Source organism: Streptomyces sp. NPDC048275, from assembly GCF_040652275.1.
Lineage (GTDB): Bacteria > Actinomycetota > Actinomycetes > Streptomycetales > Streptomycetaceae > Streptomyces.
Window position 1 is genome coordinate 12246 of record NZ_JBEZLR010000078.1, and the last position, 19058, is coordinate 31303.

22 protein-coding genes and 1 riboswitch are annotated in these 19058 nt (G+C 70.5%); of the genes, 11 read left to right on the plus strand and 11 right to left on the minus strand.

Annotation, left to right across the window (positions count from 1 at the left end; all coding sequences use genetic code 11):
- Position 1 precedes the first annotated feature (1 nt).
- Both AB0D57_RS34180 and bioB read right to left on the minus strand, forming a co-directional pair.
- Positions 2-1282, minus strand: coding sequence for an adenosylmethionine--8-amino-7-oxononanoate transaminase (locus AB0D57_RS34180; protein ID WP_362082109.1), 1281 nt, complete (start codon positions 1280-1282; stop codon positions 2-4).
- Positions 1275-2498: a biotin synthase BioB gene (gene bioB, locus AB0D57_RS34185; RefSeq protein ID WP_362082112.1), complete on the minus strand. Its 1224-nt coding sequence runs from the start codon at positions 2496-2498 to the stop codon at positions 1275-1277. The genes AB0D57_RS34180 and bioB overlap by 8 nt, the downstream gene beginning before the upstream one ends.
- Before the next feature lie 175 nt (positions 2499-2673).
- Here bioB and AB0D57_RS34190 point away from each other — a divergent pair, with 175 nt between their 5' ends.
- A complete protein-coding gene (locus tag AB0D57_RS34190; protein WP_362082114.1) occupies positions 2674-3807 on the plus strand; it encodes an 8-amino-7-oxononanoate synthase in 1134 nt (377 codons plus the stop codon).
- Positions 3808-3819: 12 nt separating this feature from the next.
- On the opposite strand, the gene AB0D57_RS34195 is transcribed toward AB0D57_RS34190, so the two are convergent.
- Together AB0D57_RS34195 and AB0D57_RS34200 are read right to left on the minus strand one after the other, a co-directional pair.
- Entirely contained in the window at positions 3820-4044 is a 225-nt protein-coding gene (locus tag AB0D57_RS34195; protein WP_362082117.1) for a DUF397 domain-containing protein, read from the minus strand.
- A gap of 9 nt (positions 4045-4053) precedes the next feature.
- Positions 4054-4911 (minus strand): helix-turn-helix transcriptional regulator, encoded by an 858-nt coding sequence (locus AB0D57_RS34200; protein WP_362082120.1) that lies wholly within the window; start codon positions 4909-4911, stop codon positions 4054-4056.
- Between the two features lie 212 nt (positions 4912-5123).
- On the opposite strand from AB0D57_RS34200, the gene AB0D57_RS34205 reads away from it, so the two are divergent.
- Positions 5124-5582 carry an ATP-binding protein gene (locus AB0D57_RS34205; RefSeq protein WP_362082123.1) on the plus strand — a complete coding sequence of 153 codons (459 nt, stop codon included), beginning with the start codon at positions 5124-5126 and terminating at the stop codon, positions 5580-5582.
- A gap of 9 nt (positions 5583-5591) precedes the next feature.
- Here AB0D57_RS34205 and AB0D57_RS34210 read toward each other — a convergent pair whose 3' ends face one another.
- The gene (locus AB0D57_RS34210) at positions 5592-6518 is read right to left on the minus strand and encodes a LysR family transcriptional regulator (RefSeq protein WP_362082126.1); all 927 of its coding nucleotides are present in this window, start codon (positions 6516-6518) and stop codon (positions 5592-5594) included.
- Positions 6519-6687: 169 nt separating this feature from the next.
- Between AB0D57_RS34210 and AB0D57_RS34215 the strand changes: the two genes are divergently transcribed.
- On the plus strand, positions 6688-7305 hold the full coding sequence (locus AB0D57_RS34215) for a LysE family translocator (RefSeq protein WP_362082129.1): 618 nt from the start codon (positions 6688-6690) through the stop codon (positions 7303-7305).
- Here AB0D57_RS34215 and AB0D57_RS34220 read toward each other — a convergent pair.
- From AB0D57_RS34220 to AB0D57_RS34235, 4 genes are all read right to left on the minus strand, one after another.
- The gene (locus AB0D57_RS34220) at positions 7259-7780 is read right to left on the minus strand and encodes a DUF6328 family protein (RefSeq protein ID WP_362082132.1); all 522 of its coding nucleotides are present in this window, start codon (positions 7778-7780) and stop codon (positions 7259-7261) included. The genes AB0D57_RS34215 and AB0D57_RS34220 overlap by 47 nt on opposite strands.
- Before the next feature lie 78 nt (positions 7781-7858).
- A complete protein-coding gene (locus AB0D57_RS34225; protein WP_362082135.1) occupies positions 7859-8332 on the minus strand; it encodes a C40 family peptidase in 474 nt (157 codons plus the stop codon).
- Positions 8333-8335: 3 nt separating this feature from the next.
- Positions 8336-8531, minus strand: a riboswitch (cyclic di-AMP (ydaO/yuaA leader).
- A 295-nt stretch (positions 8532-8826) separates the two neighbouring features.
- Positions 8827-9132 carry a hypothetical protein gene (locus tag AB0D57_RS34230; protein WP_362082138.1) on the minus strand — a complete coding sequence of 102 codons (306 nt, stop codon included), beginning with the start codon at positions 9130-9132 and terminating at the stop codon, positions 8827-8829.
- A gap of 7 nt (positions 9133-9139) precedes the next feature.
- Positions 9140-9796, minus strand: coding sequence for an ATP-dependent Clp protease proteolytic subunit (locus tag AB0D57_RS34235; protein WP_362082141.1), 657 nt, complete (start codon positions 9794-9796; stop codon positions 9140-9142).
- Positions 9797-10020: 224 nt separating this feature from the next.
- On the opposite strand from AB0D57_RS34235, the gene AB0D57_RS34240 reads away from it, so the two are divergent.
- From AB0D57_RS34240 to AB0D57_RS34275, 8 genes are all read left to right on the plus strand, one after another.
- Entirely contained in the window at positions 10021-10299 is a 279-nt protein-coding gene (locus tag AB0D57_RS34240) for a type II toxin-antitoxin system Phd/YefM family antitoxin (protein WP_362082144.1), read from the plus strand.
- A 510-nt stretch (positions 10300-10809) separates the two neighbouring features.
- Positions 10810-11112: an urease subunit gamma gene (locus tag AB0D57_RS34245; RefSeq protein WP_054229180.1), complete on the plus strand. Its 303-nt coding sequence runs from the start codon at positions 10810-10812 to the stop codon at positions 11110-11112.
- Between the two features lie 16 nt (positions 11113-11128).
- Entirely contained in the window at positions 11129-11440 is a 312-nt protein-coding gene (locus tag AB0D57_RS34250) for an urease subunit beta (RefSeq protein WP_362082149.1), read from the plus strand.
- The gene (locus AB0D57_RS34255) at positions 11433-13154 is read left to right on the plus strand and encodes an urease subunit alpha (protein WP_362082151.1); all 1722 of its coding nucleotides are present in this window, start codon (positions 11433-11435) and stop codon (positions 13152-13154) included. Before AB0D57_RS34250 ends, AB0D57_RS34255 begins: the two co-directional genes overlap by 8 nt.
- Positions 13154-13828: an urease accessory UreF family protein gene (locus AB0D57_RS34260; RefSeq protein ID WP_362082154.1), complete on the plus strand. Its 675-nt coding sequence runs from the start codon at positions 13154-13156 to the stop codon at positions 13826-13828. Before AB0D57_RS34255 ends, AB0D57_RS34260 begins: the two co-directional genes overlap by 1 nt.
- Before the next feature lie 132 nt (positions 13829-13960).
- Positions 13961-14644, plus strand: a complete 684-nt coding sequence (gene ureG, locus AB0D57_RS34265; RefSeq protein WP_362082157.1) for an urease accessory protein UreG — start codon at positions 13961-13963, stop codon at positions 14642-14644.
- Positions 14641-15399, plus strand: a complete 759-nt coding sequence (locus AB0D57_RS34270; RefSeq protein WP_362082160.1) for an urease accessory protein UreD — start codon at positions 14641-14643, stop codon at positions 15397-15399. The genes ureG and AB0D57_RS34270 overlap by 4 nt, the downstream gene beginning before the upstream one ends.
- 146 nt (positions 15400-15545) lie before the next feature.
- The gene (locus AB0D57_RS34275; protein ID WP_362082163.1) at positions 15546-17135 is read left to right on the plus strand and encodes an alpha/beta hydrolase; all 1590 of its coding nucleotides are present in this window, start codon (positions 15546-15548) and stop codon (positions 17133-17135) included.
- A gap of 47 nt (positions 17136-17182) precedes the next feature.
- On the opposite strand, the gene AB0D57_RS34280 is transcribed toward AB0D57_RS34275, so the two are convergent.
- A complete protein-coding gene (locus AB0D57_RS34280) occupies positions 17183-18211 on the minus strand; it encodes an NAD(P)-dependent oxidoreductase (protein ID WP_362082166.1) in 1029 nt (342 codons plus the stop codon).
- Positions 18212-18254: 43 nt separating this feature from the next.
- Positions 18255-18989, minus strand: coding sequence for a lysophospholipid acyltransferase family protein (locus AB0D57_RS34285; protein WP_362082169.1), 735 nt, complete (start codon positions 18987-18989; stop codon positions 18255-18257).
- Positions 18990-19058 lie beyond the last annotated feature (69 nt).

Consider the following 19058-nt stretch of genomic DNA (forward strand, 5'->3'; position numbering starts at 1 on the left):
GTCATCCCTCCCGTGCCGCCGCGCACACCGCGCGCGTGATCCGTGCCACGTCCGCGTCGCCCGTGACGTACGGCGGCATCGTGTAGACGAGGTCGCGGAAGGGCCGCAGCCACACGCCCTCGCGCACGGCTGCCGCGGTCGCCGCCTTCATGTTCACTTCGTGGTCGAGCTGGACGACGCCGATCGCCCCCAGGACGCGTACATCCCGGACGCCCGGCAACGAGGAGGCTTCCGCCAGTCCTTCCCGCAGGCCCGTCTCGATCCTCTTGACCTCGGTCTGCCAGTCCTGCCCGAGCAGCAGGTCGATGGAGGCGCAGGCCACGGCCGCCGCCAGCGGATTGCCCATGAACGTGGGCCCGTGCGCGAGCACCGGAACCTCGCCCCGCGAGATCCCGTCGGCCACCCGCGCCGTGCACAGCGTTGCCGCCATTGTCATATAGCCGCCGGTCAGCGCCTTGCCCACACACATCACATCCGGCGTCACGCCCGCGTGCTCCGCCGCGAACAGAGTGCCCGTGCGGCCGAAACCGGTCGCGATCTCGTCGAACACGAGCAGCACGTCGTGCGCGTCGCACGCCTCCCGAAGCACCCGCAGATACGCGGGGGAGTGGAACCGCATCCCGCCCGCGCCCTGCACCACCGGCTCCACGATCACCGCGGCCAGTTCGTCCGCGTGCCGCCCGATCAGTTCGCGCAACTGATCGGCGTACGACTCCTCGTACGCGACCGGCGGCGCATCCGCGAACACCTGGCGTGGGAGCACCCCGGCCCACAGGTCGTGCATGCCGCCTTCCGGGTCGCACACCGACATCGGCTGCCAGGTGTCCCCGTGGTAGCCGCCGCGCCAGGTCAGCAGCCGCCGCTTGTCCGGGCGGCCGAGCGAACGCCAGTACTGCAGGCACATCTTGACGGCCACCTCGACCGAGACCGAGCCGGAGTCGGCGAGGAAGACGTGCTCCAGCCCCTCGGGCGAGATGTCGACAAGGCGCTTCGCCAGCCGGACGGCGGGCTCGTGCGTGAGCCCGCCGAACATGACGTGGCTCATGCGCTCCAGCTGACCGCGCGCCGCGTCGTTGAGCACCGGGTGGTTGTAGCCGTGGATCGCCGACCACCAGGACGACATGCCGTCCAGCAACTCGCCCGAGCCGCCCGCCAGGCGCAGCCGCACGCCGCTCGCGGACTCCACGACGAGCGGTTCCTGCCGGCCCGGCATCGGCCCGTAGGGATGCCAGACGTGCCGCCGGTCGAGGTCGAGCAGTTCGCCCACGGAGAGGTCAGGCATTGGGCGCGAGGTCCGTTCCGGCACCTCGGCGGCGTACGGCGACGAGATCCGTACGGGCCTCGGGAACGCTCTCCTCGGCGGACGAGCCGACGGAGCCACTCCCGGCCTCCGCGTGCGAGCCGCACCCGGCCTCCGCGTGGGAGCCGCACCCGGCCTCCGCGTGGGAGCCGCACCCGGCCTCCGCGTGGGAGCCGCACCCGCCCCCGGTCGAAACCCGGTGCTCCGGCAGCGTCACCTCGCCCGCGTTCTCCACCTCGAACCCGGCGTCGGCGATCATGTCGAGGTCGGCCTTGCCGGCCTGCCCCTCGCTCGTGAGGTAGTCACCGAGGAAGATCGAGTTGGCCAGGTGCAGGGCGAGCGGCTGCATGGTGCGCAGATGGACCTCGCGGCCGCCCGCGATACGCACCTCGACGTCCGGGCACACGAACCGGACCATCGCGAGGATGCGCAGACAGCGCTGCGGGGTGAGGTTCCACTCCTTGGCGAGCGGGGTGCCCTCGAAGGGGATCAGGAAGTTCACCGGAACCGAGTCCGGGTCGAGCTCGCGCAGCGAGTAGACGACGTCGACGAGGTCCTCGTCCGACTCGCCCATGCCCGCGATCAGGCCCGAGCAGGCGGACAGCCCCGCCGCGTGTGCCTTCTGGACCGTGTCCACCCGGTCGGCGTACGTGTGCGTGGTCGTGATGTCCCCGTACGTCCCCTCGGACGTGTTCAGGTTGTGGTTGTAGGCGTCCGCGCCCGCCTCGCGCAGCCGTTCGGCCTGACCGTCGGAGAGCAGGCCCAGGCAGGCGCACACCTCGACGCCCTCGTTCTGCTCCTTGATCGCCTTGATGGTGCCCGCGACCCGGTCCACATCACGGTCCGTCGGACCGCGGCCGCTGGCCACCAGGCAGACCCGCTTGGCGCCCCCGGCCAGCCCGGCTGCCGCGGCCTGCGAGGCCTCGTCGGGCTTGAGCCAGGTGTACTTGAGGATGTCGGCCTTGGAGCCGAGGCGCTGCGAGCAGTACGAGCAGTCCTCGGGGCACAGCCCCGACTTCAGGTTGACCAGGTAGTTGAGTTTCACTCGACGGCCGAACCAGTGCCGGCGCACCTTCCCGGCCGCAGTCACCACGTCGAGCACGTCGTCGTCGGAGGTGGCCAGCACGGCCAGTGCCTCGTCACGGGTCGGCAGCTCGCGCCGAAGCCCCTTGTCCACCAGCGTGTTCAGCAGGTCCATGAAATCTGATCCTGACGTATGCGGGCCCGTGCGGCCAAGGAGAGATCGCACAACAGAGACGGTTCGACGTGTGGGTATTGCCACATCATGGGTGGCGGACCGTCCCGCTAGGGTCTGTGCACTGCCTACAAAACGACCACCCTCACGACCACCTTCAGGGCCCGGAGGCACCAGCATGGCGGGATCGCCGTTCGCGTGGATCGACGAGCAGGCGCACCGGCGCCAACAGGCCGGACTCGTCCGCACCCTGCGCCCGCGCCCCGCGGACTCTCCCATGCTCGATCTGGCGAGCAACGACTACCTCGGCCTCGCCCGCCACCCCGAGGTCACGGCGGCCGCCGCGGACGCGGCCCACCGCTGGGGCGCCGGTGCCACTGGCTCCCGGCTCGTCACCGGCACGACCGAACTTCACGGCGAGCTCGAACGGGAGCTCGCCGACTTCTGCGGCTTCGAGTCCGCGCTCGTCTTCTCCTCGGGTTACGCGGCGAATCTCGCCGCGGTCACCACGCTCGCGCCCCACGGCTCGCTCATCGTCTCGGACGCGGGCAACCACGCCTCGCTCATCGACGGCTGCCGGCTCGCCCGCGGCGTCACCCAAGTGGTCGCGCACGCCGATCCCGACGCCGTGCGCAAGGCACTCGGAACCCACGAGGGTCCCGCCCTGGCCGTCTCCGACACCGTCTTCTCGGTGGACGGCGACGCGGCCCCGCTGTCCGGGCTCGCCACCGCCTGCCGGGAGCACGGAGCCGCGCTCCTCGTCGACGACGCGCACGGGCTCGGTGTCCTGGGCGACGGCGGCCGGGGCGCCCCGCACGCGGCGGGGCTCGCGGGCGACCCGGACCTTGTCGTGACCGCGACGCTCTCCAAGTCGTTCGGCAGCCAGGGCGGCGCCGTTCTCGGCCCCGCCCGGGTCATCGACCATGTGATCAACGCTGCGCGCACGTTCATCTTCGACACCGGTCTGGCGCCCGCGGCGGCGGGCGCGGCTCTCGCGGCGCTGCGGCTGCTGCGCCGCGAGCCGGAGCGTGCCGCACGGGCCCGTGAGGTGGCGACGGCGCTGCACACCCGGCTGACGGCAGAGGGCCTGGAAGCCGTACGACCGGACGCGGCCGTGGTCTCCGTGCGCGCGCCGTCACCCGAGCGGGCCGTGCGGTGGGCGGCCGACTGCCGTGCGGCGGGACTCGCCGTCGGCTGCTTCCGTCCCCCCTCCGTGCCCGACGGCGTCTCCCGGCTGCGGCTGACCGCCCGCGCCGACCTCACCGACGCGCAGATCGCACACGCCGTACGGGTGATCAGCGGGCATCGGTGAACGGGGTGGGCGTCAGCTCAGTCCCGCGATGAATCCCCTCCAGGTCGCAGGGGCGAAGACCAGAGCGGGGCCCGCCTTGTTCTTGGAGTCGCGCACGGCCACGAGTCCGGCCCAGGGGCCTGGGCCCGGTCGTGCCGTCTCGACGCAGTTGTTCATTCCGGTACTGCGGCTGCTGCGCAGCCACCGCACGTCGTGGAGTGAAGCACTGGAAGGTACGTACCGAGGCATTGCGGACATGGTGCCTCCTCACGCGCCGTCACGTAGCACGGCGATGTAATCCAACGAGTCCTCGGGCGAAAGGGCGTGGATCTGCAGGGCGTTGAAGGCCTCGGTGTAGGCCTGGAGGTCTTCTTTCCGCTCGAGGTAGAGGCTACTCGTCAAGTGGTCGAGAACAACCACATCCAGATCAGTTGTGTTCGGAAATGAGAAAATAACGAAAGGTCCGGTGACTCCGATGTGTGCCCCCGCGGCGAACGGCAGGACCTGAAGCCGCACTTGGGGAAGAGCGGCGGCCTCCCGCAGCCGGTCGAGTTGCCGTGACATGACCTCCGGTCCGCCGACCTCGCGTCGTAATACCGCCTCGTCCAGGACCGCGCTCAGTTCCAGCGGCGGAATCGAACGCAACACGTCCTGGCGGGCGAGGCGCACCTCGACGAGCGCGTCGAGCTTGCCGTCCTCGAGACCGCCGACGGCGGCCCGGGTCACCTCCCGGGCGTACTCGGGAGTCTGCAGCAGCCCCGGTACCACCGAGGTCTCCAGCGTGCGTATTCCGCTGGCCTGGGACTCCAGACTGATGAAATCGCGGTATGTCGGCGGCAGGACTCCGCGGTAGGCGTGCCACCAGTGGTGCCGCCCGTTACCCTCGGAGCCCGCCAACCCGACCAGGAGTTCCCGTAATTCGGGCTCGTCGACGGCGTAGGCGTCCAGAAGGCGCTGGACGTCCGCCGGCTTCACCCCGCTGATGCCGGTTTCGATCCGGCTCACCTTCGACTGATGCCAGCCGACCAGACGGGCGGCCTCACCACTGGTGAGGCCCGCACCGGCGCGCAGCGCGCGCAGTTCGGCACCGAGCTTGCGGCGGCGTACCGCGGGACCGTGCTGCATGGCCGTACTCCTTACTCCCTCCGGGCCGCCCAAATGCGGTCTGCCGTCGCAGAGTTCACCGCTTCGAGCGACAGATATATGCATATCTCGGTGGATCGCTCCCGGGACCGGCCCAGTGATGGCAGTCTGGCGCGAAGCACCAGTCCGGGACCGTACTCGAACCATCCGCTCCTTGTCGGACTCCGGTCCCGTGGGAAAGGGACGACGTCGCCATGGCAGATCACCATGAAGCATCCGTCACTCTGCCGAGCGATCCCGCCTCGGTCTCCGCGGCCCGGAAATTTGTCGCCGAAGTATTGGCCGAATGGGGCCTGCCGTGCGACGCCGAAGTCGCCGACACCGTACGGCTGATCGTGTCCGAACTAGCCACCAACGCCGTCCAGCACACTTTCGGGCAGTCGCCCACCTTCAGGGTGGATGTCCGGCTCGACCGAGACGAACGCCTGCGCCTCGGCGTCACCGACAGCCACCCGCGCTTTCCGAAACGCCTGCCCGCCGCCGTCCAACAGGACAACGGACGCGGCATGGTGATCATCCGTTGGCTCACCGCCGAGTGCGGCGGCAGACTTCTCGTGCGGCCCACCCGGGAGGGCGGCAAGACGGTCTCCATCGAACTGCCGTGGGCGGTGCCGGCGCAGCCGGTGACGGCCGGGGGACCACAAGAGCCGTAAGAAAGCCGATCAGTTGTCGGGCCTGTGCTGTGCCGCACGTCCGAAGGCGCCGCGCAGCAAGGCCCGGAAGGCATCGGCCGCCGGCGTCGGACGGTCGGTCCGGTGGACGACGGAGATCGTGCGCCGCAGGTCCCCCGGCTCGAGCAGGCGCAGCCCCACCGGAGTCGCCGCGGTCCTGGCCACCATCTCCGGTACGACCGCGACCCCGAGCCCCGCGCTGACCAGCGCGCACACCAGGGCGTACCCGGGAGTCTCGACCCGCACCGACGGCGTGGCACCGGCCCGGGCCAGCGCGGCCTCCACGCCCTGTCGCGGTGGATGATCCGGGGCCATGCTGATCAGTGGCTGTCCGGCGAGTTCGGTCAGCGGCAGCCGCGCCGAACCGCCCGCCAGGACGTGCCCCGGCGCGGTCACGAGGACCAACTCCTCGACCAGCACCGGCTCCGCGCGCACCGACGAGGGGAGGCGCACGGGGTCCGCGGGCTCGTAGGCGTGGGTCAGCGCGAGGTCCACCTCGCCCGCCGCCACCGCCGAAACACCGTCCGGGGGCTCACAGTTCGCGACCGTGAGCTGTACGTCCGGGTGCGCCCGGCGGAAGGCGCTGAGCACCGGCGGCAGTAGATGGATACCCGCCGTCTGGAAGGTGCCGAGCCGCAGAGTGCCGCCGGACAGCCCGGCCAGCCCGGCCAGTTCGTGCCGGGCCCGCTCCATCTCGTCGAGAATCCGGCGGGCTCGCGCCACGAGCAGCTCGCCCGCGTCCGTGAGCCGCGCCCCGCGATGGGACCGCACCAGGAGGCTCGCGCCCGCCTCCCGCTCCAGCTTCGCCAGCTGCTGGGAGAGCGCGGGCGGCGTGTACCCGAGGCGCTCGGCGGCCCGGGTGATCGATCCCGCCTCGGCGACCGCCACCAGGGCCGCGAGCCGCGTCGGGTCGTACATAGTGCCCCTCCTGACCTTCCCGGGGCTCGAAACACCGCCTCTGCGTCTGAACGAGTGCCTGGACGAGTGCCTGGACGAGTGCCTGGACGACGGTCTAAACGACTGCTTAAGACTGACCCAGGATATTCGACATACCTGTTGAAGGCCTGGTCCGGGCAGCCTGGTGGCCATGGACTCACAGCTCATCGCCTTCACCGGGGTCGCCGCGGGCATGGTCGCCATGCCGGGCGCGGACTTCGCCGTCGTCGTACGCAATGCCCTGGTCTCCCGCAGGGCCGGGGTCGCGTGCGCGCTCGGGATCACCGGCGGGCTGCTCCTGCACACGGCGCTGGCGGTCGCCGGGGTCGCCGCGGTCCTCGCGGCCGTGCCCGCGCTGTTCCGGGCGCTGCAGCTGCTCGGCGGCGCCTATGTGCTGTACCTCGGCGTACGGACCTTGTGGGGGCTGCGGCGGCCGAGCGGGGCGGTGGTCGAAGGGGCGGATTCGGGTGCGGGCCCGCTGCGGCAGGGTTTCGTCACCAACGCGCTCAACCCGAAGGCGCCCATCACGTTCCTCAGCCTGCTGCCGCAGTTCGTACCCGTGGGCAGCTCCGCGATGCCCCGCACGCTGCTGCTGGCGCTGATCGTGGTCGTCCTGGCCCTGGTGTGGTTCCCGGCGGTCGCGTTGCTGGTGGACCGGCTCGGCCGCCTGCTGCGCAGGCCGCGCGCCGCCCGCGTCGTGGCGGCGGCCACCGGCACCGCACTCACCGTTCTCGGCGTGGTGCTCCTTGTGGAGCCTCTTCGGTCCTGACGACGGTACGCCGGACCAGTCGCGGCAGCGCGCCCCACAGCGCCAGATAGGCGACCAGTGTGCCCGCGCTCGCGGCGATCCCGGGCCCCCGCCCGACCGCCACGTCCACGACGAGCAGCACCGATCCCGTGATCGCCAGCATGAGAACGCCCATACCTAACGTGGTCAGGGCGGAGGAGACTCGCACGATGGTCGGCTTGGCACCTTGCCCGAACAGCAACCGGTGCACGGCCGGAGGCGCCGTGAACAGGGCGGTGGCCAGCACGGCCAGCAGGAGCGTCGCGACGTACGTGGCCCGCTGCATCGTGTCGAGGGACGGGAAGCGCGGGGTGAAGGCCAGGGTCAGCAGGAAGGCGAAGAGAATCTGCACCCCGGCCTGCGTGACGCGCAGTTCCTGGAGCAGTTCGCCGAAGTTGCGGTCGGCGCGTTCGAGGGGCGTCTCGTCGCGATCTGTGGGGGGACGTTGCTCGGCCATGGAGTACGAGTAACCGATTCATCCCGTTTCATGCCCCGAGGGGGCGACGGCGCGGCCGCCGTCACCCCCGCGGGCAGATCAGCTGACCCGGCCGTACCACACGCTCTTGGTCCAGATCTTCTGGAGCTTCACGACCTCCCCCGTCTTCGGGGAGTGCCAGATCTTTCCCTTCCCGGCGTAGATGCCGACGTGGTACACGCTGCTGCCCGAGTGGAAGAACACGAGGTCTCCGGCCTTGCGTTTCGAGGCGGAGACATGGCGGGACTTGTTGTACTGCGCCGCGGCCGTACGAGGCAGCTTCTTGCCTGCCTTCTTGTACGAGTAGAGCGTGAGCCCGGAGCAGTCGAAGCGGCGTGGCCCGGCGGCACCGTACTGGTACGGGGAGCCCTTCTTGGAAGCCGCGACCTGGAGTGCCTTCGTCGCCACAGTGGCCGCCTCGGCGTCGGATGCGACGCCCGGGACCACGAGCCCGCCGCCGACGGCGGCGAGGGTGAGCGCGGAGGCCGTACCGGCCCGCGTCCACAGCGACGGAACACGATTGAGCGCAGTCATGCGCAACCCTTCGTCAGCCGCCTGTGAAGGATGACCTGTCGGATTCGGGCTGGCGAAGTAGCCCGGCCGCGTACTGCGGCTTCACCCCAAGGTCCGTCCGGATCTCTCCGGCGGACCGTCGTGCTGGGTCCTCCACTCCTGCCGATGCACATCTGTCGACCGGTCATCCGGGGGCGGCAGGACTCGGCGTCCGCCCGGACCGCCCCGCCGCTGTGGCGGGGGCTTGTCGTCGAAGGGATCTTCACGCATGCCAGTCAGAAAATCCGAGCGGAACCGGCGATTTGTGGGGTTAGTCACCACTCACCCGTTCGGGTGGACACTCTTCCGTTCGAGGGCTGTTGGGGCTATCGATGACGCTTTCACCAGCACCGGAGCCTTCTGTTCCGCTTCTGGGTTACGCGCGTTGCGCAACTTCTGCGGGTCTCCGAAAGGACCCGCGTCTACTCCATCAGGGGGTAATCCGGTTGGTCCGTTTGAAGCCCGGGCCGGACGCGTCAACTCTCCGCGCCGGGCGGCAGGGTGACGCGGGCCGCCCGCCGCTCGCCGTCGAGGACCCGCAGGGCCTGCGCCAGGGTCGGGGCGTGCACCTCGCTCTCGCCCCGCTGGTGCATCAGCGCGAGGGCGTCGCGCAGTGCCGTCGCTTTCCCTACGAGTGCCTGCGCGGCGCGCAGCCCGCGGTAGGTGTCTCCCGGCCGGGCCGGGTTGATACGGCCGAGCAGGTCGACCACGTCGAGGTAACGGTCGATCAGCTCGGCCTCGGCACGGGTCAGTGCGGGCAGTGGGGGCAGTTCGGGCACCATCGGCGGATCACCTCGCGTCGGGTGTGGCATTCCTCGCGCCCGGTGCGGTGTGCGGGGTCTTGCGGCTCGGGATGATCCCGTCCACCAGTCCGTACGCCAACGCCGCCTGCGCGTCCAGGATCGTGTCCCGCTCGATGTCGGCGGCGACTTGCTCAGGACTCTGCCCCGTGTGGCGTACGAGCATGTCCTCCAGCAGCCTGCGAGTGCGCATCAATTCCTCGGCCTGCAGGGCCAGATCGCTCGCCTGACCCTGTACCGGCCCGGCCAGTGAAGGCTGGTGGATCAGCACCCGGGCACCCGGCAGCGCGAACCGCTTGCCCGGCGTGCCGCAGGCCAGCAGGACGGCGGCGGTCGACGCGGCCTGCCCCAGGCACACGGTCTGCACGTCGCAGGTGACGAACCGCATCGTGTCGTAGAGCGCCGTCATCGCGCTGAACGAGCCGCCGGGAGAGTTGATGTACAGCGAGATGTCCTGGTCCGGCGCGAGGTACTCAAGGTGCATGAACTGCGCCATCACATCGTTCGCCGACGTGTCGTCGATCGGGGTCCCGAGGAACACGATCCGCTCATCGAGCAGCTTCGAGTACGGATCGAGGGTCCGGGGCCCCGCACTCGTGCGCTCGGTGAACTCGGGCAGGACATAGCGGGCGGACGGGCTGTCCATGGTGCGCGCCTCCTCTGGTCGACTTCTGTAAAAAATGTACAGGACGTACGTCTGGCGGGGGGCGAGGCATGCTGAGAGCGAAAACGGCGGCGCCCCCGACCGGGAGTCGGCCCGGGGCGTGGGGGAGTGGGTGGTGCGGACCGGTCATGGCGACCGGTGCGGGTCTTCCGGTGCCTGATCTTCCGGTCCGGAGGTGTCGAAGGGCCCGGTCTAAGCTGGAGGGCATGGCCTACGAGATTCCGGTGACGCAAGCCAGAGCTGAGCTCGCCGAGCTGATCAACCGGGTGGTGTACGGCGGCGAGCGCGTCGTCGTGACGCGGCACGGGAAGCCTCTCGTCGCCCTGGTCTCCGCCGCAGACCTCGAGCGACTCGAGGCACTCCAGGAGCCCGCCGAGGAGCAGGTGGTCAGCTCCCTCTCCAGCGTCCGCGAGGTCGCCTCCGCCCCACGCGAGCGCCAGCGGTTCGGCATCGCCGCGGAGCACCGGGGGCCCAACGCGTCGTAGCCGCAAGGCGGTTCGGACCGGGGGGAGCCGGGAAGGCGGTCGTCCGGTGTCGGCTCGTCGGCGTGGGGTCGCGCTCCGGGGCCACCCCGGTCGGCCGGGAGTCCTTGTGGGGCTGCCGGGCGAGGTGGGGCTGCTGTCGCGTCCGTCGGCAGCTGCGTGGCGGCGGCGCGCGCCGTATACGGTCGGATCCTCGGTGGCGTCCCGGGTGACGGCCTCGTCGACGTAGGGGTGGATCCCGAAGGTGTGGCCCGCCGGGGAAGCCCTTTGCCCCGGCGGGGATCCAAGGGTGGGCCGAGTCGCCGCGCAATTCTGAGTGGGCCGAGGTGTACCGGGCCGTGGGCGTTGCGAGCGTGGCGCAGCCCACTCCGGCGGTCAGCGGTGGATCACGGGCCGGTTAACGTCCATGAAACGACGGCCAACTACCGTGCGCATCCATGCCACCAGGGGTTTTGGTGGCTGCGGCCACCGGACCCCGCACGGTCCGGAGCGAGGACTGTGAGGTGGGACGCCGTGCAACTGACCCCGCACGAGCAAGAGAGGCTGCTGATCCATGTGGCCGCCGACGTGGCCGAGAAGCGCCGTGCCCGAGGGCTGAAACTGAACCACCCCGAGGCGGTCGCCCTCATCACGTCGCACATCCTCGAAGGCGCGCGTGACGGCCGTACCGTGGCCGAGCTCATGTCCTCCGGGCGCAAGATCCTCACCCGCGACGACGTCATGGAGGGCATCCCGGAGATGATCCACGACGTCCAGGTCGAGGCGACCTTCCCGGACGGCACCAAGCTCGTCACCGTCCACGACCCGATCGTCTGACGGGGGAGCGAGAGCCATGATTCCCGGAGAGATCCTGTTCGCCGACGGACCCGTCGCCTTCAACGAAGGCCGTGAGGTCACCCCGCTGAGCGTCCTCAACGCCGCCGACCGGCCCGTCCAGGTCGGCTCCCACTACCACTTCGCCGAGGCCAATCCCGGTCTGGAATTCGACCGCGCCGCCGCGCGCGGCAAACGGCTCAACGTCGCCGCCGGCACCGCCGTGCGCTTCGAGCCCGGGATCCCCGTCGACGTCGAACTCGTTCCGCTCACCGGCGCCCGTGTCGTGCCCGGCCTGCGCGGTGAGACCGGAGGTGCCCTCGATGCCTGAGCTCTCGCGTGGTGCGTACGCCGATCTGTTCGGCCCCACCACCGGCGACCGTATCCGGCTCGCCGACACCGACCTGCTGATCGAGATCGAGGAGGACCGTTCCGGCGGACCCGGCTTCGCCGGTGACGAGGCGGTGTTCGGCGGTGGCAAGGTCATCCGCGAATCCATGGGCCAGTCGCGCGCTACGCGCGCAGAGGGCACCCCCGACACGGTCATCACCGGGGTCGTGATCGTCGACCACTGGGGGATCGTCAAGGCCGACGTCGGCATCCGCGACGGCCGGATCACCGGCATCGGCAAGGCGGGCAACCCGGACACCATGGACGGGGTGCACCCCGACCTGGTGATCGGCCCGGAGACCGAGATCATCGCGGGCAACGGCCGGATCGTCACCGCGGGTGCCATCGACGCGCACGTCCACCTGATCTGTCCGCAGATCGCCGACGAGGCGCTCGCGGCCGGCATCACGACGCTGGTCGGCGGCGGCACGGGGCCCGCCGAGGGCTCGAAGGCGACCACGGTCACTCCCGGCCCCTGGCACCTGGCCCGGATGCTGGAGGCGATGGAGCAGTACCCGGTCAACTTCGGTCTGCTCGGCAAGGGCAACACCGTCTCGCACGACGCGATGCTGTCGCAGATCCGCGGCGGCGCGCTCGGTCTGAAGCTGCACGAGGACTGGGGCACCACGCCCGCCGTCATCGACGCCGCGCTGACCGTGGCCGACCGGACGGGCATCCAGGTCGCCATCCACACGGACACCCTGAACGAGGCCGGGTTCGTCGGCGACACCCTTGCCGCGATCGCCGGACGAGGCATCCACGCGTACCACACCGAGGGTGCGGGCGGCGGGCACGCGCCGGACATCATGACCGTGGTCTCCGAGCCGCACGTGCTGCCCAGCTCCACCAACCCGACCCGGCCGTACACCGTCAACACCGCCGAGGAACACCTCGACATGCTGATGGTCTGCCACCACCTCAACCCGGCCGTCCCGGAGGACCTGGCCTTCGCCGAGTCCCGGATCCGTCCGTCCACCATCGGGGCCGAGGACATCCTCCACGACCTTGGCGCCATCTCGATCATCTCCTCCGACGCGCAGGCCATGGGCCGGGTCGGCGAGGTCATCATGCGGACCTGGCAGACGGCCCATGTGATGAAGCGGCGGCGGGGTGCCTTGCCGGGTGACGGCCGCGCGGACAACCATCGCGTACGTCGCTATGTCGCCAAATACACGATCAACCCGGCGCTCGCGCAGGGCCTCGCCCGTGAGATCGGCTCCGTCGAGACCGGCAAGCTCGCCGACCTGGTGCTGTGGGAGCCGGCGTTCTTCGGGGTCAAGCCGCACCTGGTCATCAAGGGCGGGCAGATCGCGTACGCGCAGATGGGCGACGCGAACGCGTCCATCCCGACGCCACAGCCGATCCTGCCCCGGCCGATGTTCGGGGCGATCGGGCGGGCGCCCGCCTCGAACTCGTTCAACTTCGTGGCTCCTATGGCCATCGAGGACGGGCTGCCGGAGCGGCTTTCGCTCGGGAAGCGGTTCCTCGCCATCGACTCGACCCGGGCGGTGACCAAGGCCGACATGCGCGAGAACGACGCCCGGCCGCAGGTGCGGGTCGATCCCGACAGCTTCGCCGTGCACATCGACGGGGAACTGGTCGAGGCGACACCGGCCGCCGAACTGCCCATGGCCCAGCGTTACTTCCTCTTCTGATGTCCCGCGCAGCACTTCTCGTCCTGGCCGACGGCCGCTTCCCCGCCGGAGGGCACGCCCACTCCGGCGGGGCCGAGGCCGCCGTCAAGGCCGGGCGGATCAGCGGGGCGGCGAGTCTGGAGGACTTCTGCCGGGGACGGTTGCACACGGCGGGGCTGGTGTCGGCCGCCCTCGCCGCTGCGGCCGCGCTCGGGGCCGATCCGACGGAGCTGGACACGGCCGCGGACGCGCGTACGCCGTCACCCGCGTTGCGGGTCGCCGCGCGGCGGCTCGGACGGCAGTTGATGCGGGCGGCTCGGGTGACCTGGCCGTCCGGGGAACTCGATGCGCTGGCACGGGCGTTTCCCAAGGGAGCGCATCAGCCGGTCGTCCTCGGGCTCGCCGCGCGCGCCGCGGGGCTCGGTCCCGAGGACGCCGCGTACTGCTCCGTGTACGAGAGTGTCAGCGGGCCGGCGAGCGCGACGGTGCGGCTGCTGAGCCTCGATCCGTTCGACGCCACGGCGGTTCTTGCGCGGCTCGCGCCGGAGCTGGACCTCGTGGCCCATCAGGCGGCCGGTGCCGCTCGCCGGGCTCTCGACGACGGGGTCGACGCACTGCCTGCGGCTTCCGCTCCGCTGCTCGAGATCGGTGCGGAGGCGCATGCCGCTTGGGCTGTGCGGCTCTTCGCGTCGTAGGAGGATCGCCCCGCAGCCCTTGCCCCTTCCCATCCCCTGGGGGCTCCGCCCCCAGACCCCGTTCGGCCTGAACGGCCTTGTCCTCAAACGCCGGACGGGCTGAAAAACAAGACCTGGCTGGAGCCGCACACCATGCACCTCGACCACTCCCACACCCACGACGGCCCCTCCGCCGTCAGCGCTGACGCCCACCGTTCCGACGGCTCCCGTCGTGCCCTGCGCATAGGGCTCGGCGGGCCGGTCGGATCCGGCAAGACGGCGACCGTCGCCGCGCTCTGCCGCGCGCTGCGCGACGAACTGTCCCTCGCTGTCGTCACGAACGACATCTACACGCGCGAGGACGCCGAGTTCCTGCTGCGGGAGGCCGTGCTGCCGCCGGAGCGGATCACCGCCGTCGAGACGGGGGCCTGCCCGCACACCGCGATCCGGGACGACATCTCGGCGAACCTCGAAGCGGTGGAGGACCTGGAGGACGAGATCGGGCCGCTGGATCTCATCCTCGTGGAGTCCGGGGGCGACAACCTCACCGCGACCTTCTCCAAGGGGCTGGTCGACGCGCAGATCTTCGTCATCGACGTGGCGGGCGGGGACGACATCCCGCGCAAGGGCGGGCCCGGTGTGACGACCGCCGATCTGCTCGTCGTCAACAAGACCGACCTCGCACCGTACGTGGGGTCCGATCTGGGGCGGATGGCCGCCGACGCCAAGGCGCAGCGGGCCCAACTGCCCGTCGTCTTCCAGTCGCTCCGGACGGAGGGCGGTGTCACCGACGTCGCCACCTGGGTGCGGGAGCGGCTCGCGGCGTGGACGGCATGACGACAGCGGGAGTGCGGGCCACCGCACGGATCGGGGCACGGGACGACGGCCGGGGCGGTACCTCGCTGCCCGTGCTGGAGGGTGAGGGGCCGCTCGCCCTGCGCCGCACCCGAGCGAGTGACAACGAGGCGCGGGTCATGCTCGTCGGCGCGATGAGCGGTCCGCTCGGCGGCGACCACTTCACCGTCGAGGCGGAGGTCGCCCAAGGAGCCCGGCTGCACGTCGGGTCGGCCGCCGCGACCATCGCGCTGCCGGGCCAGGCCAAGGGCGAGGCGCGCTACGACGTGCGGCTGAGCGTCGCCGAAGGGGGCGAACTGCGTTGGCTGCCCGAGCAGTTGATCTCGGCAGGCGGCAGCGATCTGTACGTCTCCTCGCGCATCGAACTCCAGCGGGGCGCCCGGCTGGTCTTCCGGGAGGAGCAGGTGCTCGGGCGCGCCGGTGAGGAACCCGGCCGGCTCACCAGTCGCCTGACCGTGCGGCTCGACGGACGGCCACTGCTGGACCAGGAGTTGGCGTGCGGGCCCGGTGCGCCCGGTGGCTGGGACGGGCCCGCTGTCCTCGGCGGGCATCGCGCGCTGGGTCAACTCGTCGTCGTCAGCCCTGAGTTCGCGCGGAACCCGGTTCAAGCGCGGCTGCTGGGGGAGTCCGCGGCGCTCACGCCGCTCGCCGGGCCCGCTGCTCTGGTCAGCGCGCTGGCGCCGGACGCGCTGCGACTGCGGCGGGTGTTGGACGAAGCCTTGAGCGACCTCGACTGAAACATACGTCTCCGCTCAACGGAGCGCCGTACACCGGTTATCGGATTAGTAAAGAAGCCCGATCTCCTCTGTTCCCAGGGACCTCACAGCCGAAAGGATCCCCGTACCAATCGCAACGATGTACGGGGAGGTCCCACTTGAGGGCTATGAGACCGACGAGACGGGTGACAGCGCTCGGCTCGGCCGGAGCGCTCGTCACGGCGACCCTGATTGCCGGAGCCGTCACGGCCCCGACGGCCACCGCCGACTCGCGCCACGGTCAGGACCGCGTGGCCCGCGGCGCGGCGATCGCCGCCGCCAAGGCCGCCAAGGCCGGGATCGACTGGCAGGACTGCCCCGCGGACTGGGGCATCGTGAAGCCGATCCAGTGTGGCTGGGTCACCGTCCCGCTCGACTATGCCCACCCGAACGGCAAGCAGATCAAGCTCGCCGTCGACCGCATCGGGAACACGGGTACGAAGGAGGAGCGCCAAGGCGCCCTCGTCTACAACCCGGGCGGCCCCGGCGGCTCAGGCATGCGCTTCCCGACGCGGGTCACCAACAAGAACCCCATCTGGGCGAACACGGCCAAGGCCTACGACTTCGTGGGCTTCGACCCCCGCGGTGTCGGTCACTCGGCGCCCATATCCTGCATCGACCCGCAGGAGTTCGTGAAGGCGCCCAAGGCCGACCCGGTCCCGGACTCCGAGGCGGACAAGCGCGCCCAGCGCAAGCTGGCCGCCGAGTACGCGGACGGCTGCGCCGAGCGCACGGGCAAGGACATGCTGGCACAGATGACCACGCCCAACACCGCGCGCGACCTGGACGTCATCCGGGCCGCACTCGGCGAGAAGAAGCTCAACTACCTGGGTGTCTCGTACGGCACGTACCTCGGCGCGGTCTACGGCACGCTCTTCCCGGGTCACGTCCGTCGTATGGTCGTCGACAGTGTCGTCAACCCGTCGCGCGAGAAGATCTGGTACGAGGCCAACCTCGACCAGGACGTCGCCTTCGAGGGCCGCTGGAAGGACTGGGAGGACTGGGTCGCCAAGAACGACGCGACCTTCCATCTGGGCGACACCCGGGCCGAAGTGCAGGACCAGTGGCTGAAGCTGCGCGCCACCGCGAAGAAGAGCCCGCTCGGTGGCGTCGTCGGACCCGCCGAGCTGATCTCCTTCTTCCAGAGCGCCCCGTACTACGACTCCTCGTGGGTGCCGGTCGCCACGGTGTTCAGCAAGTACGTCGCGGGTGACACCCAGGCGCTCGTCGACGCCGCGGCTCCCGACCTGTCGGACACCGCGGGCAACATCTCCTCGGAGAACGGCAACGCCGTCTACACGGCCGTCGAGTGCACCGACGCCAAGTGGCCCACCAGCTGGACGAAGTGGGACAAGGACAACACGCGGCTGCACAAGGACTACCCGTTCATGACCTGGGCCAACGCGTGGATGAACCTGCCGTGCGCCACCTGGCCGGTCAAGCAGCAGACGCCGGTGAACGTGAAGACCGGCAAGGGTCTGCCGGCCGTCCTGATCGTGCAGTCCACGGATGACGCAGCCACGCCGTACCCCGGCGCCGTCGAACTGCACCAGCGCTTCAAGGGCTCCCGCCTGATCACGGAGAAGGACGCGGGCTCGCACGGTGTGACCGGCCTGGTCAACCCCTGCATCAACGAGCGGGTGGACACCTACCTGCTCACCGGCAAGACGGACGCGGCGGACGTGACGTGCACCCCGCACGCCACGCCCAAGCCGTAGTCAGTACCCGAAGAGGGAGGGGCGGCCGGACTCCGGCCGCCCCTCGCTCATGACGCGAGCCAGGCGTCCTCGGCCGCGTAGTCGAAGAGAACATCCCCGTATGCCTGGAGCATCTTCGGGTACGCCTCCCGCCAGTCCCGCCCGGCGAGTTGACGTTCGATCGAGGCGACCGTCTCCGGGAGCGTGTCGGCGTACCGGACCACCGGACGGTAGCCCAACTCCCGTTCCGCCGCGGCCATGTCGCAGATCACCGGCAGCGGAACCGACCAGGGCGTGTCGCCCACGGTCGGTTCCGGAGCGGCCCCGTCCACCAGGACGGACTCCGTCTCGACACCCATCACGGCGTCGATCGCCGCGCCGATCTCCGCCACGGTCGGCACATCGGGATCGCAGGCGTTGAGGACGCGAGATCCCGGCCGCGCGGCGGCGAGCCGGATCAGCTCCGCGAGGGTGTGGATGCTCACCGGATGGAAGCGGCTCTCGCCGCCGTACGCGAGGACGCGCCTGCGACGGCCGTCGAGGTTGCGCTTGACGAAATACAGCTCGCGGGGCGAGCGGCAGTACGGGCCGTGGATCGCGCCCGCCCGCAACAGGGTCGTCGGCAACCGGTCACCCGCGGCGAGGAGTTCGCGCTCCAGGGCGGCCTTGCGGGTGCTGTACGTGGCGTCACCGGGCGTTACGGTGGACCGGCTCTCGGGGATGGGCACCGGGTAGTGGGGGAAGCCGTCCGGCTCCGACTGGGTGTCGAAGCCGCGCCCCTTGTCGTCCTCGTACACCGACACGCTGGAGATCACCACGGCTGAGCCGACGCGGCCGGCCAGGCCGGCCAGCTGGCGTCCGTGACCGGCGTCGTACGCGACCATGTCGACCAGCACCTCGCAGCCGTCGCCGATCACCGCGGCCAGCGCCGGGTCGTCCGCGCGGTCGAGGCGCACCGCGCGCACCTCCGCGGGCCAGTTCTCGTCCCGGCCACCGCCGAGCGAGGCGGCCGTCACCTCCCAGCCGTCCTCGATGAGGGCGCCCACCGTCGCGCGTCCGATCTGCCCCGTCGCCCCGATCACTACAGCACGTCTCATACGTAGAAAATGTACAGGACGTACGGCGGGGTCGGGGTGCTTGTCAACTCAAGGGCATCCGCGGGAACTTGCGGGCCTTCGCCGCGCTCTCGGCGGCCTCCTTGGCCTCCTCGGCCTTCACGACGGCCGCGTAACGGTCGACGTACTCCTGTTCGGAGAGGCTGAGGATGGCGTACATGATCTCGTCGGTGATGGCGCGCAGGACGGCCTTCTCGTCCTCCATCCCGGCGTAGCGGGAGAAGTCGAGGGGTTGGCCGAAGCGGATCACCACGGGGTGGATGCTCGGGATCTTCTGGCCCGGCGGCTGCGCCTCGAAGGTGCCGATCATCGCGCAGGGGATGACCGGGACCTGGGCCTTCAGGGCCATCACCGCGACGCCGACCTTGCCCTTGTAGAGGCGGCCGTCGTGCGAGCGGGTGCCTTCCGGGTAGATGCCGAGCAGTTCGTCCTTGCGCAGCACTCCGAGACCTTCGCGGATCGCGGCCTGCCCCGCCTGCTTGCCCGAGCGGTCCACCGGGATCTGCCCCGCGCTGCGGAAGAACGTGGCTGTCAGACGGCCCTTGATGCCGGGGCCCGTGAAGTACTCGGCCTTCGCGAGGAAGGTGATGCGCCGCTTGAGGATCGCGGGCATCAGGAAGTGGTCCGAGAACGACAGATGGTTGCCGGCCACGATGGCGGGGCCCGACGACGGAATGTGCTCAAGGCCCTCGATCCGAGGCCGGAAGACCAGCCTCAACAGCGGACCCAGAAGCACATATTTGAGCACGTAATAAAACACTGAAGCGCTCCTCTTTTCCCCCGGGACATTTCCCCGGGGAGCGATCAGTGTAGGCGTGGCCGTCGCCGG

Coding starts and splice junctions, on each gene's coding strand:
- AB0D57_RS34180 (WP_362082109.1), bottom strand. CDS start 1,282: ATGCCTGACCTCTCCGTGGGCGAACTGCTCGACCTCGACCGGCGGCAC.
- bioB (WP_362082112.1), bottom strand. CDS start 2,498: ATGGACCTGCTGAACACGCTGGTGGACAAGGGGCTTCGGCGCGAGCTG.
- AB0D57_RS34190 (WP_362082114.1), top strand. CDS start 2,674: ATGGCGGGATCGCCGTTCGCGTGGATCGACGAGCAGGCGCACCGGCGC.
- AB0D57_RS34195 (WP_362082117.1), bottom strand. CDS start 4,044: ATGTCCGCAATGCCTCGGTACGTACCTTCCAGTGCTTCACTCCACGAC.
- AB0D57_RS34200 (WP_362082120.1), bottom strand. CDS start 4,911: ATGCAGCACGGTCCCGCGGTACGCCGCCGCAAGCTCGGTGCCGAACTG.
- AB0D57_RS34205 (WP_362082123.1), top strand. CDS start 5,124: ATGGCAGATCACCATGAAGCATCCGTCACTCTGCCGAGCGATCCCGCC.
- AB0D57_RS34210 (WP_362082126.1), bottom strand. CDS start 6,518: ATGTACGACCCGACGCGGCTCGCGGCCCTGGTGGCGGTCGCCGAGGCG.
- AB0D57_RS34215 (WP_362082129.1), top strand. CDS start 6,688: ATGGACTCACAGCTCATCGCCTTCACCGGGGTCGCCGCGGGCATGGTC.
- AB0D57_RS34220 (WP_362082132.1), bottom strand. CDS start 7,780: ATGGCCGAGCAACGTCCCCCCACAGATCGCGACGAGACGCCCCTCGAA.
- AB0D57_RS34225 (WP_362082135.1), bottom strand. CDS start 8,332: ATGACTGCGCTCAATCGTGTTCCGTCGCTGTGGACGCGGGCCGGTACG.
- AB0D57_RS34230 (WP_362082138.1), bottom strand. CDS start 9,132: ATGGTGCCCGAACTGCCCCCACTGCCCGCACTGACCCGTGCCGAGGCC.
- AB0D57_RS34235 (WP_362082141.1), bottom strand. CDS start 9,796: ATGGACAGCCCGTCCGCCCGCTATGTCCTGCCCGAGTTCACCGAGCGC.
- AB0D57_RS34240 (WP_362082144.1), top strand. CDS start 10,021: ATGGCCTACGAGATTCCGGTGACGCAAGCCAGAGCTGAGCTCGCCGAG.
- AB0D57_RS34250 (WP_362082149.1), top strand. CDS start 11,129: ATGATTCCCGGAGAGATCCTGTTCGCCGACGGACCCGTCGCCTTCAAC.
- AB0D57_RS34255 (WP_362082151.1), top strand. CDS start 11,433: ATGCCTGAGCTCTCGCGTGGTGCGTACGCCGATCTGTTCGGCCCCACC.
- AB0D57_RS34260 (WP_362082154.1), top strand. CDS start 13,154: ATGTCCCGCGCAGCACTTCTCGTCCTGGCCGACGGCCGCTTCCCCGCC.
- ureG (WP_362082157.1), top strand. CDS start 13,961: ATGCACCTCGACCACTCCCACACCCACGACGGCCCCTCCGCCGTCAGC.
- AB0D57_RS34270 (WP_362082160.1), top strand. CDS start 14,641: ATGACGACAGCGGGAGTGCGGGCCACCGCACGGATCGGGGCACGGGAC.
- AB0D57_RS34275 (WP_362082163.1), top strand. CDS start 15,546: ATGAGACCGACGAGACGGGTGACAGCGCTCGGCTCGGCCGGAGCGCTC.
- AB0D57_RS34280 (WP_362082166.1), bottom strand. CDS start 18,211: ATGAGACGTGCTGTAGTGATCGGGGCGACGGGGCAGATCGGACGCGCG.